Origin of the sequence: Streptomyces sp. NPDC001530, from assembly GCF_042894545.1 — a bacterium.
Lineage (GTDB): Bacteria > Actinomycetota > Actinomycetes > Streptomycetales > Streptomycetaceae > Streptomyces.
In genome coordinates, this window is sequence record NZ_JBIAVS010000022.1 from 167114 (window position 1) to 180905 (window position 13792).

At 69.6% G+C, this 13792-nt stretch carries 13 protein-coding genes; 8 read left to right on the forward strand and 5 right to left on the reverse strand.

Translation table 11 applies throughout. The features are described from left to right. The first annotated feature begins 35 nt into the window (after positions 1–35). Positions 36–1679 (forward strand): GMC oxidoreductase, encoded by a 1644-nt coding sequence (locus ACFY0T_RS38040; RefSeq protein WP_388881580.1) that lies wholly within the window; start codon positions 36–38, stop codon positions 1677–1679. A gap of 34 nt (positions 1680–1713) precedes the next feature. Here ACFY0T_RS38040 and ACFY0T_RS38045 read toward each other — a convergent pair whose 3' ends face one another. Then, positions 1714–2193, reverse strand: a complete 480-nt coding sequence (locus ACFY0T_RS38045) for a carboxymuconolactone decarboxylase family protein (RefSeq protein WP_388881703.1) — start codon at positions 2191–2193, stop codon at positions 1714–1716. A gap of 11 nt (positions 2194–2204) precedes the next feature. Then, on the reverse strand, positions 2205–3278 hold the full coding sequence (locus ACFY0T_RS38050; protein ID WP_388881583.1) for a dihydrodipicolinate reductase: 1074 nt from the start codon (positions 3276–3278) through the stop codon (positions 2205–2207). A gap of 112 nt (positions 3279–3390) precedes the next feature. Between ACFY0T_RS38050 and ACFY0T_RS38055 the strand changes: the two genes are divergently transcribed. The 3 genes from ACFY0T_RS38055 (at position 3391) to ACFY0T_RS38065 (ending at position 4878) form a co-directional block, all read left to right on the forward strand. Next, positions 3391–4011, forward strand: a complete 621-nt coding sequence (locus tag ACFY0T_RS38055; RefSeq protein WP_388881586.1) for an L-threonylcarbamoyladenylate synthase — start codon at positions 3391–3393, stop codon at positions 4009–4011. A 111-nt stretch (positions 4012–4122) separates the two neighbouring features. Beyond that, positions 4123–4578 (forward strand): hypothetical protein, encoded by a 456-nt coding sequence (locus ACFY0T_RS38060; RefSeq protein ID WP_388881589.1) that lies wholly within the window; start codon positions 4123–4125, stop codon positions 4576–4578. 51 nt (positions 4579–4629) lie between these two features. Further along, positions 4630–4878 (forward strand): DUF4253 domain-containing protein, encoded by a 249-nt coding sequence (locus tag ACFY0T_RS38065; protein ID WP_388881592.1) that lies wholly within the window; start codon positions 4630–4632, stop codon positions 4876–4878. A 110-nt stretch (positions 4879–4988) separates the two neighbouring features. Here ACFY0T_RS38065 and ACFY0T_RS38070 read toward each other — a convergent pair whose 3' ends face one another. Continuing rightward, positions 4989–7382, reverse strand: coding sequence for a M4 family metallopeptidase (locus ACFY0T_RS38070; RefSeq protein ID WP_388881595.1), 2394 nt, complete (start codon positions 7380–7382; stop codon positions 4989–4991). 216 nt (positions 7383–7598) lie between these two features. Here ACFY0T_RS38070 and ACFY0T_RS38075 point away from each other — a divergent pair, with 216 nt between their 5' ends. Then, positions 7599–8213 carry a hypothetical protein gene (locus tag ACFY0T_RS38075; RefSeq protein ID WP_388881598.1) on the forward strand — a complete coding sequence of 205 codons (615 nt, stop codon included), beginning with the start codon at positions 7599–7601 and terminating at the stop codon, positions 8211–8213. Between the two features lie 13 nt (positions 8214–8226). On the opposite strand, the gene ACFY0T_RS38080 is transcribed toward ACFY0T_RS38075, so the two are convergent. Then, on the reverse strand, positions 8227–9075 hold the full coding sequence (locus tag ACFY0T_RS38080; RefSeq protein WP_388881601.1) for an SMP-30/gluconolactonase/LRE family protein: 849 nt from the start codon (positions 9073–9075) through the stop codon (positions 8227–8229). Between the two features lie 147 nt (positions 9076–9222). On the opposite strand from ACFY0T_RS38080, the gene ACFY0T_RS38085 reads away from it, so the two are divergent. Both ACFY0T_RS38085 and ACFY0T_RS38090 read left to right on the forward strand, forming a co-directional pair. Continuing rightward, complete coding sequence (locus ACFY0T_RS38085) at positions 9223–9933, forward strand: AAA family ATPase (protein ID WP_388881604.1); 711 nt, start codon at positions 9223–9225, stop codon at positions 9931–9933. Between the two features lie 165 nt (positions 9934–10098). After that, a complete protein-coding gene (locus ACFY0T_RS38090; protein WP_388881607.1) occupies positions 10099–10644 on the forward strand; it encodes a GNAT family N-acetyltransferase in 546 nt (181 codons plus the stop codon). On the opposite strand, the gene ACFY0T_RS38095 is transcribed toward ACFY0T_RS38090, so the two are convergent. Continuing rightward, on the reverse strand, positions 10616–10852 hold the full coding sequence (locus ACFY0T_RS38095) for a DUF6296 family protein (RefSeq protein WP_388881610.1): 237 nt from the start codon (positions 10850–10852) through the stop codon (positions 10616–10618). The genes ACFY0T_RS38090 and ACFY0T_RS38095 overlap by 29 nt on opposite strands. A 189-nt stretch (positions 10853–11041) precedes the next feature. Here ACFY0T_RS38095 and ACFY0T_RS38100 point away from each other — a divergent pair, with 189 nt between their 5' ends. After that, complete coding sequence (locus ACFY0T_RS38100; protein ID WP_388881613.1) at positions 11042–13774, forward strand: SpoIIE family protein phosphatase; 2733 nt, start codon at positions 11042–11044, stop codon at positions 13772–13774. Positions 13775–13792: the final 18 nt, after the last annotated feature.

Here is a 13792-nt window from a genome sequence, read left to right on the forward strand (position 1 = left end):
ACGTGTTCCCACTCATCTAGAGTGAGGAGCGTCACATGAGTGACACTACCCAGCAAAACAAGGCGTCCAGGGGTGTCTCGCGTCGAAGATTCATTACTGGAACCAGTTCTATTCTTGGAGTCGTGACTCTCGCGGGCCATGCCGCGGCGGCTCAGGGGCAGACCGTTACGGCGGCCGGACCGATCGCCTCCGGAGCTCACGTCCCCGTCCTGGTGATCGGCACCGGATACGGCGGCTCCGTCGCCGCCCTGCGACTGGCGCAGGCCGGAATCGACGTCCAGATGATCGAGATGGGGATGGCCTGGGACACCCCCGGCTCGGACGGCAAGATCTTCGCCAACACCACCAGCCCGGACTACCGCTCGTACTGGCTGCGCACCAGGACCAAGCAGCCCATCAGCAACTTCCTCGGCTTCCCGATCGACAAGGACGTCCCCCGCTACACCGGGATCCTGGACGCCGAGGACATGGGCCAGATCCTCGTGTACCAGGGGCGCGGCGTCGGCGGCGGCTCACTGGTCAACGGCGGTATGGCGGTCACACCCAAGCGCGAGAACTTCGGCGCCATCCTCCCGTCGGTGAACGCCGACGAGATGTACGGCACTTACTACCCGCGCGCGAACGCAGGGCTCGGGGTCGCCACCGTCGACCCCACATGGTTCGACAGCACCGACTGCTACCAGTACGCGCGGGTCGGCCGTAAGCAGGCCCAGCGTTCCGGCTTCCCCTTCGTCTTCGTGCCCGACGTCTACGACTGGGCCTACATGGAGCAGGAGGCCGCCGGAACCGTCCCCAAGTCGGCGCTGGCGGGCGAGATCCTCTACGGCAACAACTACGGCAAGAAGTCACTGCAGAAGACCTACCTCGCCCAGGCCGCGGCCACCGGCAGGGTCACCATCTCATCGCTGCACAAGGTCACTTCGGTCTCCCCGGCGGCCAGTGGCGGCTACACGGTCCTCATCGACCAGATCAACACCACCGGCGACACCACGGCCACCAAGACGGTCACCGCGGACCGGGTGTTCTTCGCGGCCGGCAGCGTCGGCACCAGCAAGCTGCTGGTCAAGCTGAAGGCCACCGGCGCGCTGCCGAACCTGAACGGCGAGGTCGGCAAGGGCTGGGGCGACAATGGCAACGTCATGTGCGGTCGCGCCAACCACATGTGGGATCCGACCGGCGCACTCCAGTCGAGCATTCCCTGCGGCGGTATCGACAACTGGGCGGCCGGGGGCGCGTTCGCCGAGGTCGCACCGCTGCCCACCGGCATCGAGACCTACGCGTCGTTCTATCTGTCCATCACCAAGAACCCGAACCGCGCCCAGTTCTCCTGGAACGCCGCCACCTCCAGCGTCGATCTGAACTGGCAGACCGCCTGGAAGCAGCCCGCCGTCGGCATGGCCAAGTCGATCTTCGACAAGATCAACGCGACGGAGGGGACGATCTACCGGACCGACCTCTTCGGCACGTACAAGATCTGGGGCGACCACCTCACCTACCACCCGCTCGGCGGCGCGGTACTCAACAAGGCCACCGACAACTACGGCCGTCTGCAAGGCTATTCCGGGCTCTACGTCATCGACGGCTCGCTGATCCCCGGCAACACCAGCGTCAACCCGTTCGTCACCATCACGGCGCTCGCCGAACGCAACATCGAGAAGATCATCGCCACCGACCTGTAGCGGTGGCCGGACCGACGGAGCGGCCCGGACCCGTTCAGTGGGTGGGCAGCACGCACACGGTGTCCAGGCCCAGCACATGGTTGAGCCGGCCGAACGCCAGCCAGGAGCCGATGCTCATGCTCAGCTCCACGATCTCGCGCTGGCTGTACTGCGCGGTCATCCGAGTCCAGAACTCGTCGTCCAGACCGTGGTGATCCAGGGCGTACCGCTCGGCGTACTCCGCGGCCAGCCGGGTGCGGTCGTCGAAGGCATCGGTGGTACGCCACTGGGTCACCGCGTCCGCAAACTCCTCCTCGACCTTCTGCCCGTCCCGCTCGGTGCGCCAGTCGAGGCAGAACAGGCACCCGTTGATCTGCGCGATACGCAGCCGCGCGGCCTCGAACTCGCGCAGGCCCAGCGTCGTGTGCTCGTACACCGACAGCGAGAAGTTCGCGGCGGCCGTGCCGATGCCGGGGACCATCTCGCCCCACACGTACCCGATCGGCTCCTGGCCCTCGGGAATGTCGATCCGCAGGGTCATGGGGGTCACTTCCTTCCGAGTCTGCCGACTGCGGGGCGCAGCGGGACGTCGAGCGCGTCATAGAGTCCGGGTTCCGCGTCCACGAGCCAGTCGATCGCGCCCACCAGCCGGCCGACCGCGGTGGCGTTTCCGCCCGCGGAGCGGTTCTCGCCTTCGTCTGTGGCCTCGACGGTGACCTCGATGCGGGGGCGGCCCTCGATGATCACGCGATGGGCGCCGTCGCCGTCGGGCGGTGTCGGCCAGTCCGGCGCGCAGGACGGGTGGATGCGGGTGACGTGTTCGATGACGATCCGCGGTTCGCCCCCGACGATGCCCTGCACCTCGAACCGCACCGCGCCCTGGGTGCCTGCCGCGAAGTCGCCCATCGTCCGGGTGCTCACCGTGGCCTCGAGCGGGCGCCGGTCCAAGGTCTCGCGGATGTCGTCGAGTTCGACACCGAGGGCTCTGGCCATCAGCCGTATCTGCCCGCCCCACACCATGGTGGGGATCGAGGGCGCGAGCATCAGGGGTTCGTAGTCCATGGGCTGCCCCATGCCGACCAGATACCGGACGGATTCCTCCTGCTCGTATGTGGAGTAGTCGAAGATCTCCTGGCAGCGGATGGCGTCCACCTCGGTGCCGAGTCCGCTGATCAGCAAGGGCAGTACATCGTTGCCCCAGCCGGGGTCGACACCGGAGACGAACAGGGAGCCGCCGCCGTCCTCGATGGCGGCGAGCACGGGATCCCGGAACTCCGGCGGAGCGTTGCGCTGATCGTAGAGCGGGTACAGCGCGGGGGTGACGACCACCGCACCGGCCCGGATCGCCGCGCTGATGTCGGCCAGGGCCTCGTCGGGCCGGATGTCGCCGGACGCCGCGTACACCACGGCCTGCGGTGCGGTGGCCAGGACGGCGTGGATGTCGTCGGTCGCCGCGACCCCCAGACCGTGGTCGAGCCCGGCGAGCTCGCCCGCGTCGCGGCCGACCTTGGCGGAGTGGTGGACGAGCACGGCCGCGAGTTTCAGCGCCGGGTGGGCCTCGACGGCGCGGATGGCCGCGCGGCCGACGTTGCCGGTACCCCAGACCACCGTGGAAATCATGCGGCGGAGGGTAGCGAGAGGACCTGAAGGTTCATAGGGCCGTGAGCGGTGAAGATGGCGGAGTCGAGCGCCGGTCGACCGGACGGGCCCGCCGCGGACCTAAGCTCGGCGCATGGCCAAGTACTTCGACGTGCACCCGGAAAACCCGCAGCGACGCATCATCAGCCAGGTGGTCGAGATCGTTCGCGCCGGAGGGCTCATCGTCTACCCCACTGACTCGTGCTTCGCGCTCGGGTGCGCGCTGGGCAACCGGGACGGGCTCGACCGCATCCGCTCGATCCGCCAGCTCGACGAGCGGCACCACTTCACCCTGATGTGCCAGGACTTCGCGCAGCTGGGTCACTTCGTACGCGTCGACAACGCGGTGTTCCGTACGGTCAAGGCGGCGACTCCCGGCAGCTACACCTTCATCCTCCCAGCAACGAAGGAGGCGCCACGCAGGCTGCTGCACCCGAAGAAGAAGACCGTCGGAGTCAGGATTCCCGACCATGTCGTCGCCCAGGCGCTCCTCGCCGAACTCGGCGAGCCGCTGCTGTCGAGCACCCTGCTCCTGCCCGATCACGAGAAACCCCTGACCCAGGGCTGGGAGATCAAGGAAGAACTCGATCACGTGGTGGACGCGGTCATCGACTCCGGAGACTGCGGCACCGAGCCGACGACCGTCATCGACTTCTCCGGCCGGGAGCCCGAGCTCGTACGCCTCGGGGCCGGGGACCCCTCCCGGTTCGAGTAACCAGCCGAGTGGGTGCCGACGACGCCGAGCGGAGGAACACCGGGGGTGGGCCGTCGAGCGGAGGTGCGGAATCTGTTCGACGAGGCTCGACCGAACGCGCCTACTCCTGCGATGGCTCTCGATCACCTCACAGCTGCGGATGTCGCGGCTCAGCTCGCCGGTCTCGGGGTCGAGCTGGGCCGACCGAGTCTCGCGGTGACCGCTGACGGTGTTCCGGTGTACGGGTTCGCGATCGACCCCGACGCCGCCGTCGCGACGCACGCGCGACTTGCCGCGGTGCACGACCACACCGGGTTGTGGCCGTTCGTCAGTCATGACAGCCCGGAGGAATGGTGTGCCGAAGCCAGGGCCGGCGGCCCGGACCGACTGGCCACCGCGCTGGCCCGCAACCCCGGTCGGGCGGTGGCCGAACTGACCGGCTCCATGGTGGACATCGTGAACGGGTCCATGGTGGGCATCGTGAGCGGGTCCTGCCGGGATGATCCGACCTCGGGCGACTTCCCGGACCGGCACCTCCCCGACCGGCCGGCCCTGCGGCTCGGCGCTCTGCCGGACCCTCCCCGGTAAGGAACCAGCAGGATCCCGGGCAGGCATGCGTATCCGACCGAGTGGATCTGCTTGGTCCCGGCCGCGCACGGCTACGAGCTGCCTGCCCTCATCGACGCCCCGTACACCGTCAATTGGGCAGGACCGCGCGAGCATCCGGACCTGACCCCGGCCGACCACGTCGCTGTCCTGCGTTCCTGGCACGACCGCTACGGCGCACGGAATTACTACCTGGGCTCCACGGCCGTGGAACTGACCGTCGCCGCCCCGCCGACCGCGCCCGGGGAGGTGGCCCGGGTCGCGGTCGAGCAGTACGCCTGATGGACGGCCGGAAGTCGTCACCCAGAGGTTCAGGCGACCGACCGCGACCTGGGTCGTCCTCGCGGACGGCCCACGCCGCGGCTGCCGCCCAAGGCGTCAGGTAGTGCCGGTCAGCTGGTCGTCAGGGCCGTGTCGTCGACGACGAAGCTGGTCTGGAGGGAGGAGTCCTCGACGCCGCTGAACTTGAGGGTGACAGTGGAGCCGGCGAAGGAGGACAGGTCGAAGGTCTTCTGGGTGTAGCCGGAAGCCTTGTTGAGGTTGGAGTACGTCGCCAGGGTGGTCGAACCGGCGGTCACCGTCAGCTTGTCGTACTGGGTGCTGGTGGTGGTCTCCGCGCTGTCGATGTGCAGGTAGAAGGTGAGCGTGGCCTTGCAGCCGGAGGGGATCGCCACCGACTGGGACAGCGTGTCGGTGTGGGTGGAGCCGTAGCCGTCCAGCCAGGCCTTGTAGGAGCCGCCGTGGGCTGCCTGGCTGCTGGAGTTGGTGATGACACCGCTGGTGGCGGTCCAGGTGGTGTTGCCGGACTCGAAGCCGGGGTTGCCCAGCAGTTGGGTCGAGGTGCAGGTGCCGCCGCCACCGGAGGAGCTGACCGTCCAGGTGAAGGACGCGGTACCGGTCGCGCCGGTGCTGTCGGTCACGGTGACCGTCGTGCTGTACGTCCCGGCGGTGGTCGGGGTGCCGGAGATGACGCCGGTCGAGCTGTTGATCGACAGGCCGGTGGGCAGGCCGCTCGCGGCGTACGTCAGCGAGCCGCTGTTGGTGCTGCTGGCCGCTATCTGCAGGCTCACCGCCGTGCCGACGGTGGAGGACTGGCTGCCCGGGTTGGTGACCGTGACGCCGCTGGTGGGCGGGGTGATGTGGCTGCCGACGTTGATGCCGGCGAAGGCGTTGCCGACCCCGGCGTACTGGGTGGAGCCGGTGCCGTACAGCGCCGCCGCGGCGTTGAGGGCGGCGGTGCGCGCGCCCGCGTAGTTGGTGCTGGACGTCATGTACGTCGTCAGCGCCTTGTACCAGATCTGCAGCGCGGCGGCCCGGCCGATGCCCGCGACGGCGACGCCGTCGGAGGTCGGCGAGTTGTAGGTGACGCCGTTGATGGTCTTGGTACCGCTGCCCTCGGAGAGCAGGTAGAACATGTGGTTCGCCGGACCCGAGGAGTAGTGGACGTCCAGGTTGCCCACTCCGGAGTACCAACTGTCCGCCGAGCCGCCGTCCTTGTCGGGCTCGTCCATGTAACGCAGCGGCGTACCGTCGCCGTTGATGTCGATCTTCTCACCGATGAGGTAGTCGCCGACGTCGCTGCTGTTGGCGGCGTAGAACTCCACGCCGGTGCCGAAGATGTCGGAGGTCGCCTCGTTCAGGCCACCGGACTCACCGCTGTAGTCCAGGCCCGCGGTGTTGGAGGTGACCCCGTGGCTCATCTCGTGGCCGGCCACGTCGAGCGAGGTGAGCGCGTGGGTGCCGCCGGAGCCGTCTCCGTAGGTCATGCAGAAGCAGTCGTCGTCCCAGAAGGCGTTGACGTACGCCGTGCTGTAGTGGACGCGTGAGTAGGCGGCGACGCCGTCGTTCTTGATGCCGCTGCGGCCGAACGTGTTCTTGTAGAAGTCCCAGGTCGTCTGCGCGCCGTAGGCGGCGTCCGCACCGGCGGTCTGGGTGTTGGAGCCGGATCCGGTGCCCCACGTGTCGTCGGAGTCGGTCATCAGCGTGCCCGTGCCCGATGTGCCGTTGTTGAGGCTGTACGTCTTGTGGCCGCCGCGCGTGGTGTCGTACAGCTGGTACGTCGAACCGGACAGCGTGGTGTTCAGGGTGACCGTGCCGCTGTACTGCGTGTTGCCGGTGCCGGTCTCGATGCCCTGGTAGCGGTGGAGCTCCTTGCCGGTGGTGGCGTCGGTGATGACGTGCAGCTTGCTCGGGGTGCCGTCGTCCTGGAGGCCGCTGATCACGGTCTCCCAGGCGAGCTTGGGGGTGCCGGTGCCGGCCCAGATCACCTTGCGGGCGCTGTCCGTGGTGGGCTTCTGCGCGTCGAGTGCCTTGGCGACCTTCAGCGCCTTGCTCGCGGCGGCCGACTTGGTGAACGTCGCGGTGGTGGAGGCGACCTTGATGGTGTGCTTGTTGTTGAAGGTGGTGCTCACCGTGCCCGAGGCCAGGGAGGCCGGCGGGGTGTGGACGACGAGGTCGCCGCCCAGCACCGGAAGGCCGGCGTAGGTGCGCTCGTACCGGGTGTGGAGCGTGCCGTCGTTGTCCTTGATGACGTCCTTGACGACGAGCTTTTCCTTCGAACCCAGGCCGAGCGAGCCGGCGGTCGCCGCGGTCTGCTTCGATGCCTTCTTCAGCAGCGCCGTGTGCTGGGCCGGGGTGAGTTCGGCCTCCAGTCCTCCGGTGCGCAGGGGGCTGGGGTGGGGGGCGGGCTTGGCGGCCGCCGGGACCGTCTGTATGCCGACGGCCAGGAACGCGGCGGTGGCCACCAGGGCTCCGGCGGCGGTCGCCTGACGGGGGATACGTCTCACTCGTACTCCTTCTGCGACGGCCACGCGTCTGCGGCCGGTGACGGACCGGGCAGACGGGATGTGCTGTCCGGGACGAGCTGGGCTGGGGTGTGCGGGAGCGCGACCGTGGGCGGGCCGGGTACGACCTGCCCGACAGGTGGGGGAAGGATTGCACTGTTGACCGATACATGACATGGGCTTGGGGTTATTCGAGGGTTATCCCTCTACTCCGCCCCCATGGTCGACAATCAGGGCGTGGACGTCCCCGAACTGCTCGAAGCGGCTTCCCTGTTGGTCCCCGAGAAGACCGCCACCGAGAACGACATCACGGTGCGCGATGTCTGGGATCACCTCGTCGCCGACGAGTGGGAGATCGCGCTCGGCCTGCTCGAGGAGCTGGGCGACGGCCGCCCGCGGCCCGTGACGTTCTGGGAGAGGCTCGCCGATGCCGCCGAGCAGCTGCGGATGGAGCGGAGCGCGGCCTGGTGCCATTGGCGCTGCGCCGAGATCCGCAACGGAGTGATCCGAGCGGACCTGACGCTTCGTCCGGCCGGGGAGGGCCGCCGTACCACCCCCATCGACGGGGCCGGTGTTCTGCGGCCGATGTGGGACATCGGACACGCGACGGCCGACGGGGAACCCTCGGTCAACATCGCCGCGCTGTGGGTTGAGGAGATGCCTTACCTGGAGCCCGGTGGCCGGGGTCGGGTGCGCCTCGTCCCCCTCTGTCCGTCACGGTGGCGGCATCTCGAGCCCGGTCGGCGGATCACCCTGCACGAGGACCGGACCGTGGCCGGCACTGCCGTCGTCCTGGAGGTACGTCCTCCTGCCGCCGCCGTGTCCGAGGGCTGATCGTCGGCCGGTATCACGGCCGGCCCGCCCCCGGCACCTCGACCTCGGTGGCGAGCACCTGACCGGAACCGGGTGTCACCATCTCGGACTCCGTCATCCCCCGCCACTCGGCGGCCACGATGAACAGGGTCGTTCCGTCGGGGCCGCCCAGCGCACAGGCGAAGCCGCCGCGGTCCAGGTCGATCCTGTCCAGCACCTTGCCACCTTCGGCGACGCGCACGCAGCACCGGCCCGGCACGTCGGCGTACCAGACGGCGTTCCGCGCGTCGACGCAGATGCCGTCCGGGGTGCCCTCGCCGAGGTCGGCCCAGACACGCCGGCCGGACAGTCCGCCGTCCGCGCCGATGTCGAAGGCGACCAGGCTGTGCCGGTACGAATCCGCGACGATCAGCGTGGAGTTGTCGGGCGTCACCGCCATACCGTTGGGGAACGCGATGTCGTCGGCCACTTGGCGTACCGAGCCGTCCGGCGTGACCAGCGAGACCGAGCCGGGCTGGAGGGCTTCCCCGGCCATAGGGTCGAAGTCGACGCGGTTGACGTAGATGTTGCCGCGGCCGTCGATCACGATGTCGTTCCAGCCCGGCTTGCCCAAGTCCGCGTACGTGACCAGGGAACCGTCGGGCTCCCGGCGCAGCAGTTGCCCGTCCGGCGAGGAGACGATCACCATTCGCCCGTCGGGGAGCCAGGCGGTGCACAGCGGCAGCGACGCCACGCGCGCGATCACCTCGCTGCGACCGGCCGGGTCGAGAGCGACGACTTCGCCCGCGGACCAGTCGGAGAAATACAACAGGTCACCGTGCCAGCGCGGCGACTCGACCAGTCCCCGTCCGCCGATCAACGTCCGTACCTCGTTCATCCTCATCACAGCCTTCGTCCCGCACCGGCACGACGCCGGCGTCCCACTACCCGAACGAACGACCGCCGGCCGAATCGACAGGCCCCCGCGCGGACGACCCTCCGTATGACGTCGTGTACGTCCTCCGCGGCACTCCTGGGTGACACTGGTCGCGTGATTGTCGAACGCGCGTACGCCCACCGCTCCTCGTACGACGAAGACGCCTGGCCCTGGTCGGTGCCCTGCGTCCGGCAGCTGCTCGACGAAGGGCTGCGCTTCACCGCACCGGTGACCTTCCTGGTCGGCGAGAACGGTTCGGGGAAGTCGACCCTGGTCGAGGCGCTGGCCGAGGGGTTCGGCCTGGACTCCTACGGGGGCTCCCACGACTGGCGATACGCGTCCCCTCGAGGCAAGTCGGCGCTCGGTGAGCGGATGAGGTTCGATGCGGCCCCGCGCGGGCGCCGCATGGTCACCAGCTGGTCGGCCCGCAAGGGCTTCTTCCTGCGGGCCGAAACGGCACTGGACGCGCTGGGCAGGGAGGGGTTCGCGCCGGACTCGGTCAGTCACGGCGAGGGCTTTCTCGCGGCCTTCCGCGGGAAGTTCCTGCACGCCGGCCTGTATGTCCTGGACGAGCCGGAGGCGGCGCTCTCGTTCTCCTCGTGCCTCGAACTGGTCGGGCACATCGACCGGTTGGCCAAGGAGGGCGGCCAGGTCGTCTGCGCCACGCACTCCCCGCTGCTGACCGCCCTGCCGGGCGCGGACATCATCGAGGTCGGCGAGCACGGCATGCGCAGGGTCGCCTGGCGGGAGCTCGGCGTCGTGGACCACTGGCGACGCTATCTCGCCGACCCACACGCCTATCTGCGCCATATCGTCGAGTCGTAGTTGCCGCCGGCGACCACGGCCACCGGGTCCCTCGGTGGTGGGCGAGAGCGTCATCGCCGTCAGCTCGTGCACGAACACCGCGCGCGGGAAGGTGACTTGGTCGGGACGGCTGCGGGGAACGGGCAGGGGTGGCACCGTCCGCCGGAGGGTGCATAGCATTGCGGGATGCCTCGACTCGAACGCCTCCGCCTCGACCACGCCCCGGCGCTTCTCGCGTTCGAGCGGGAGAATCGGGAGTACTTCGCCGCGTCGATTCCCGACCGCGGCGACGCGTACTTCGCCGACTTCGACGCACGGCATCGGGAGCTGCTGGCCGACCAGGCGGCGGGGCTGCACTTCTTCCATCTCGTGGTGGACGGCAGCGGTGCGGTGCTGGGGCGGGTCAACCTGATCGGCGTGGCGGACGGTTCGGCCGAACTGGGGTATCGGATCGCCGAGCGGGCCGCAGGGCAGGGGCTCGCGACGGCCGCCGTGCGTGAGGTCTGCGCCCTGGCCGTCGCGGAGTACGGCCTGCGCACCCTGCGGGCCGTCACGACGCTCGACAACGCCGGCTCGCGAGCCGTGCTGGCCCGTACGGGATTCGTGCCCGCCGGTGACATCCAGCTGAACGGCCGCCCGGGTCTTCGCTTCGTCCGGGAGCTGCGGGACACCGACCAGTCGGCGCCCGAAAGCGCGCGCGTCGTCAGGGAATCGGTTCTGCGGAGGGGCTGAGCGGCGACTGGTACGCACCGCTGGCCAGCATCCGCACCTCTCCCGTCGGGCTGATCTCGGCACGAAGTATGCCGGTGGGATCGCAGTACACCGGGTTGCCGCCCGGTCCGAGGGCATCGGTCTTTTCGACGACCACTTCGTCCGTCACGACGCCGGTACCCGATCCGGGGTGGGTGAAGGTCAGCCGGTAGAAGTCCGGGTGGTTCATGACGCCCTCCCGCGCTCGGTACATAAATGCGGGTAAATCGATACCCCTCCATGATGCGGCCAGATCCCCGCATCGGCAGCTTCCGCCGATGGCGTGAACAGGGGGACCGGGTACGCGACCGAGGCCGCGGTCGTTCACCATGTGTGACGCCCCTCGCCTCCGGGCGCCGAGCAGTGTAGACATAGGCACATGGTCGGACTATTGGGTCGATCACGGGCTCAGTCGACCCGCGGCCTCAAGACACCCCTCGATCAGCGTGGGCCGCACGGAGGCAAGCACCGACTCGGCCTGTCCGCCGGGCCCCGGTCGGCGCTGAGCCGGCGCAGCGTCGCCGGACAGGTATTCGTCCTGCAAGTGGTCATCGTGCTGCTCCTGGTGGTGTCAGCGGTGGTGGCGCTGGTGCTCCAGGTGCGACACGACAGCACCCAGGAGGCCCGCAACCGTTCACTCGCCGTCGCCGAGACCTTCGCCAACGCGCCGGGCACCCGAGCGGCACTCAGCGCCCCGAACCCCACGGCGATCCTTCAGCCGCGGGCCGAGGCCGCCCGCAAGGCCTCCGAGGTGGACTTCATCGTCGTACTCAACACCGACGCGATCCGCTACACCCACCCCAAGCCGGACCGGATCGGAAAGAAGTTCGTCGGGAACACGGCACCCGTGCTGGCCGGTCACACCGTCGTCGAGGAGATCACGGGAACCATCGGTCCACTGGTGCAGGCCACCGTCCCCATCAAGGCGCCCGACGGCAAGGTCGTGGGAATGGTGTCGGCCGGGATCACCACCGCCAATGTGGGCGGTGTCGCGGACCGGCAGCTGCCGCTCCTGCTCTCCACCGCGGGCGTCGCGCTCGCCCTGGCCACGGGCGGCACGGCCCTCGTGAGCAGGCGCCTGCTGCGCCAGACCCGGGGCCTGGGCCCCTACGAGATGACCCGCATGTACGAACACCACGACGCGGTGCTGCACGCCGTCCGCGAGGGAGTGATCATCGTCAGCGGCGAGAGACGGCTGCTGCTCGCCAACGACGAGGCGATCCGACTGCTCGATCTGCCCGAGGACGCCGAGGGGCGGGACGTCCTCGACCTCGGTCTCGACTCGGGCACCGCCGACCTGCTGGCCTCGGGACGCGTTGCCACCGACGAGGTGCACCTGGTGGGCGACCGGCTGCTGGCCATCAACCAACGGCCCACGGACCTCAAGGGCGGCCCGGCCGGCAGCGCCGCGACGCTGCGCGACTCGACCGAACTGCGCGCGCTGTCCGGCCGGGCCGAGGTGGCACGGGAGCGACTCAAACTCTTGTACGACGCCGGGGTGGGCATCGGCACGAGCCTGGACGTGACGCGTACCGCCGAAGAACTGGCGGAGGTGGCCGTCCCGCGGTTCGCGGACTTCGTCACCGTGGATCTGGCCGACGCCGTGCTGAACGGGCAGGAGCCGGACGCGAGCACCGATCTGCGCCGCACGGCGTCCGGCGGCATCCGCAAGGACGCCCCGCTCTATCCGGTGGGCGAGCACATCGTATTCGTCCCCACCTCCCCTCAGGCCCACAGCCTGCGCACCGGCCAGGCCGTCGTCGAGCCCGCCCTCGGCGACGCCCCGGGATGGCTGGCACAGGACCTCCGGCGCACCGCCCAGGTCGTGGACTACGGGATCCACTCACTGATCGCCGCCCCCCTGCGGGTGGGCCCCCTGGTAATGGGCCTGGTCAACTTCTGGCGCTCCGAGAAGCCCGAACCCTTCGATACGGAGGATCTGGCCCTGGCCGAGGAGCTGGTTGCCCGGGCGGCGGTCTCCATCGACAACGCGCGCCGCTACACCCGCGAGCACACCATGGCGGTGACGCTGCAGCGCAGTCTGCTGCCGCGCAACCTGCCCGAGCAGAGCGCCTTGGACATCGCGTACCGCTACCTTCCCGCGCAGGCGGGGGTCGGCGGGGACTGGTTCGACGTCCTGCCATTGCCCGGCGCCCGTGTCGCGGTCGTCGTGGGCGACGTGGTCGGCCACGGGCTGCACGCCGCGGCGACGATGGGGCGGCTGCGTACGGCGGTCCACAACTTCTCCGCGCTGGACCTGCCGCCCGACGAACTCCTCGGGCTGCTGGACGAACTGGTCGGCCGCATCGACCAGGACGAGGAGGCGGAGGAGGGCAGAGCTGCCGTCACCGGCGCCACCTGCCTGTACGCCATCTACGACCCGGCCTCCCGGCGCTGCACCGTGGCGCGGGCTGGCCACCCGCCGCCAGCCCTGGTGCGTCCCGACGGAAGCGTCGAGTTCCCCGAGGTCCCCGCCGGTCCGCCGCTCGGGCTGGGCGGCCTCCCGTTCGAGACGGCCGAGCTCGACCTGGAGGAGGGCAGCCGGCTGGTGCTGTACACGGACGGGCTCGTCGAGGACCGGGAACGGGACATCGACGCCGGGCTCGAGCTGCTGCGCACCGCCCTCGAAGGGGCCGACCGGTCGCCGGAGGACACCTGCCGGGCCGTCCTCGACACCCTCCTCCCGGCCCGGCCGAGCGACGACATCGCCCTGATCGTCGCCCGCACCCAGGCGCTCGGTGCCGACCGGATCGCCGAGTGGCAGGTGCCGTCCGACCCCGCCGCCGTCGGCGAGGTGCGCGCGTCGGTCACCCGGCGGCTGGCCGAGTGGGGTCTGGAGGAGATGGAGTTCACCACCGAGCTGATCCTCAGCGAGCTGGTCACCAACGCGATCCGCTACGGCAGCGGCCCCATCGGGGTCCGTGTGCTGCACGACCGAAGCCTGATCTGCGAGGTGTTCGACGGCAGCAACACCTCACCCCATCTGCGCTACGCGGCCACCACGGACGAGGGCGGACGCGGTCTGTTCCTGGTCGCGCAACTCGCCGAACGCTGGGGCACCCGCTACACCCCCGCCGGCAAGGTGATCTGGGCCGAGCAGCCCCTGCCCTGAGCTGTCGAGCAGCCCCTG